The organism is Neobacillus drentensis, from assembly GCF_036965645.1.
GTDB classification, from domain to species: domain Bacteria; phylum Bacillota; class Bacilli; order Bacillales; family Cytobacillaceae; genus Neobacillus; species Neobacillus drentensis_D.
The window spans coordinates 1-3,097 of sequence record NZ_JBALPZ010000233.1; the positions used below are offsets into that span (position 1 = coordinate 1).

Below are 3,097 nucleotides of genomic sequence, written 5' to 3' on the forward strand. Positions count from 1 at the left end.
ATATACAAATGTTAATTTAATATAAAAATAACATAAAAATATTAATTTTCTGTAAATGCTAAATTAATTTGATGTAAATAAATAATTCACTCAAAGTATAATGACCCTAATCCTTTAACGATTTACTAAGTGAAAATGAGGGATAAGTGTAATCTTCAACAATTTTTCTAAATGTTTTTTTTGCTTTTCGAACTGATACTTCTCTGGTCCATAATCATTAAGACAGTAAAGATCAATGAACCAACTATCATCATTTGGCTGAATTTTTATTTCATTCACTATATTACGCTCACTCTTGTTTAGACTCTGTGATAATTTTAAAATGGCTCCCAGTAAGCAAAGCTTTTTTCGTTCATCTTTCGTTAACCAACCTTTAAAAGGATCTAAAAATTGACGAAAAGTGCCCCTCCCTTTATAGGAGGCAATAAGGGCTAATTTTACACGTTCCTTGTGAGAGAATCCGATAGGCCGATTAGCCAAAAGGCTAAAGGTAAGCGGACCAGATTCTTCATTTAGATAATTTCCTAAATGGTAGACGCGGGCACCTCTTTTTAATAATTCCAGATCACTAGTAGAAAATTCAATACCTATTCCATGAACTTCCTTCAAACTGTTAAAAAACATGAGTGCAATTTTTACTAATTGTTTACTTTTAGGTACATCAATGTGATATTCCTCTATTAGTTCATGGATTTCAGAATCTACCAAGGTCGTAAATTCTCTCTCTCTCTGATTCCATTTACTATAAAGAACACCTTCGCGAAGTCCTTTTTCGCTCAAAATAAACCGAGATGCACTTGAGTAATCACTTAAGATTTCAAATACCTCTATTGCAAGTAAAATGGTATCAGCACGATCCCTTGAGAGTCCCTCTGCATTCTGCAATCCTTTAAATGTTAAAGATTTTAGGCTTTCCTTAATATCATGTATATTTGAAATGCTCATTTCATAATGGTGAATGCCTGCGAGTGGATAATGGATAAAATTTTGATGAAGCTGAGCAACGTTTCTTGCACTCCCCCCCATCGCAATGATAGGAATTTGTATGTTCTCTATCCAAGAGATTTTTTGTAGTTGAGAGCGTATATACTGACGAATTTGAACCAATTCTTGTTCAGTCGGGATATCTCCTTTTACAAACTGAATTTTTAAAGATAAGGCTCCAAACGGTAGACTAACATGATGGATTAATTCGCGATTATTAAAATGGGTAATTTCTGTACTTCCCCCTCCCATATCAATAGTTATACCTTCAACTAAATCAATAGAATTGATAACTGCCAAATAACCGTAATAAGCTTCCTCATATTCCCCCAATATATTGAGGGCTAAGCCTGTTCTTTCTAGGACTATTTTTAAGATTTCATGTTTATTTTTAGCTTGTCTTATGGTAGCTGTTGCCACACAGATTGTTTCTTTCACCTCATAAAGATTAATGATTGTTTGGAAGTCTCTAAGGGTATTAAGCAAAAAGTGTATACCTTCTTCATTTAATTCTTGCTCATCATTCAGAAAGTTTCGTATGCGAGTAGCCTTTTTCATATTTTCGATTTCCTTAAACCGTTTCCCACTTTTTGCATTTTCATAAATGACAAGTCTCAACGTGTTGGATCCGATGTCAATAATTGCAATTTTTTGTTTCAATACAAATATCAACCTCTCTAATAAATTTTTTTATGTATTAATCCTATAATTATTAATTCAAACATTTCAACCCCCGTTATGTAAATTTTCCGTCTAAATGGACAAAAATTAAAAGGGACGAAAGCTATGACTTATACCTTAAGAGTCGATTCTTTTCTAGCATAGAGGGCTAGGAAAGGTAATGAAAATTGTTTCACGAAAAAAAATGCGCATTAACTATACAGAATCTTTACAAGTTTTTAATACTATCTCAAGAAAAAATAGATTAATAATCTAATAAAATGAAGGGATTTAATATTTGAAGGGAGTGAGTCACCAAGAAATCGGAGATAAAAAACGACGCTTGATTTCTTTGGAATTTTTTACACCCAGTTTAATACAAAGGAGTGATTGAGTGGATACTTTTTCTCACATTGTGATCGGCTTTGGCATAGGTGCTTTAGCTCAGCTTGACCCTGCGGTGTCAGCAAATGATACTTTATCACAAGCAGTCCTTTTTGGCACTGTTATTGGTTCTAATGCTCCAGATTTTGACTTTCTCTATCGTTTGAAGGGGAAGGGAAATTATTTACGGAATCACAGGGGCCTGTCCCATTCACTTCCTGCTCTTCCTTTATGGGGGATTCTTGTTTCAGGAATGCTGTATCCATTCTTCACTAGCACCTCGTTTTTACATCTATTTTTATGGACATTTTTTGCCGTCATCCTCCATGTGTTTTTGGATCTATTCAATGTACACGGTACACAAATATTTCGGCCTTACTCACGAAAATGGATTGCCATTGATGCTGTTCCTTTATTGGATCCTTACATTCTGCTCCTCCATTTTCTCGGATTCGGTTTAATCTTATTTTATCAAGCAGGGATTATCTTTCTTTTCATTTATATCTTCCTAATTTTTTACCTTGGAATCCGCACTATATTTGCCCTATTAACGAAAAGACACCTACAAAGTTATTTTATTAATGCAATAAGAATCAAACTAATCCCCCGTATAACGTTGTTTAAATGGGATATTTTGATTGAGACGGAAGAGGATTTCCTATTTGGCATTTTTTCACTAAAAGGTTTAACAATTGAACATTCCCTTTCCAAAAAGATCAACTTCCCGATTTTGGTCTCAAATAGTCTAAATGACCAGAGAATTTCAGACTTTCTTGCCAGTACTAATTATGCGTATCCATTTGTTGATGTCAGAAAAAACGGTTATTTGGTCTTTTGGAAGGATCTCCGTTTCCGCACAAAAAGGTTTTTTCCTGAAATCGCCATTCAGTTTATTTCAACTGATTTCCAGAAAAAGAATAGCTATATAGGCAGGGTTAATTCTTTAAAGCAATATAAGAAAATTGTAAGGAATCTAACCAATAGCTCTTCTTCTTAAAACAATGGCTGTGTTAAAGGTTACTGTTGATTTTGAGACAATGTTGATTGGATCGGATAAGCGCGACTCCTG

General features: G+C 34.0%; 2 protein-coding genes. One reads left to right on the forward strand and one right to left on the reverse strand.

Annotated features, from left to right (window positions below; genetic code table 11):
- Positions 1-114: 114 nt before the first annotated feature.
- Positions 115-1,644: a Ppx/GppA family phosphatase gene (locus tag V7266_RS29200; RefSeq protein ID WP_335472715.1), complete on the reverse strand. Its 1,530-nt coding sequence runs from the start codon at positions 1,642-1,644 to the stop codon at positions 115-117.
- A gap of 394 nt (positions 1,645-2,038) precedes the next feature.
- Between V7266_RS29200 and V7266_RS29205 the strand changes: the two genes are divergently transcribed.
- Entirely contained in the window at positions 2,039-3,025 is a 987-nt protein-coding gene (locus V7266_RS29205; RefSeq protein WP_335472716.1) for a metal-dependent hydrolase, read from the forward strand.
- The last annotated feature ends 72 nt before the right edge of the window (positions 3,026-3,097 follow it).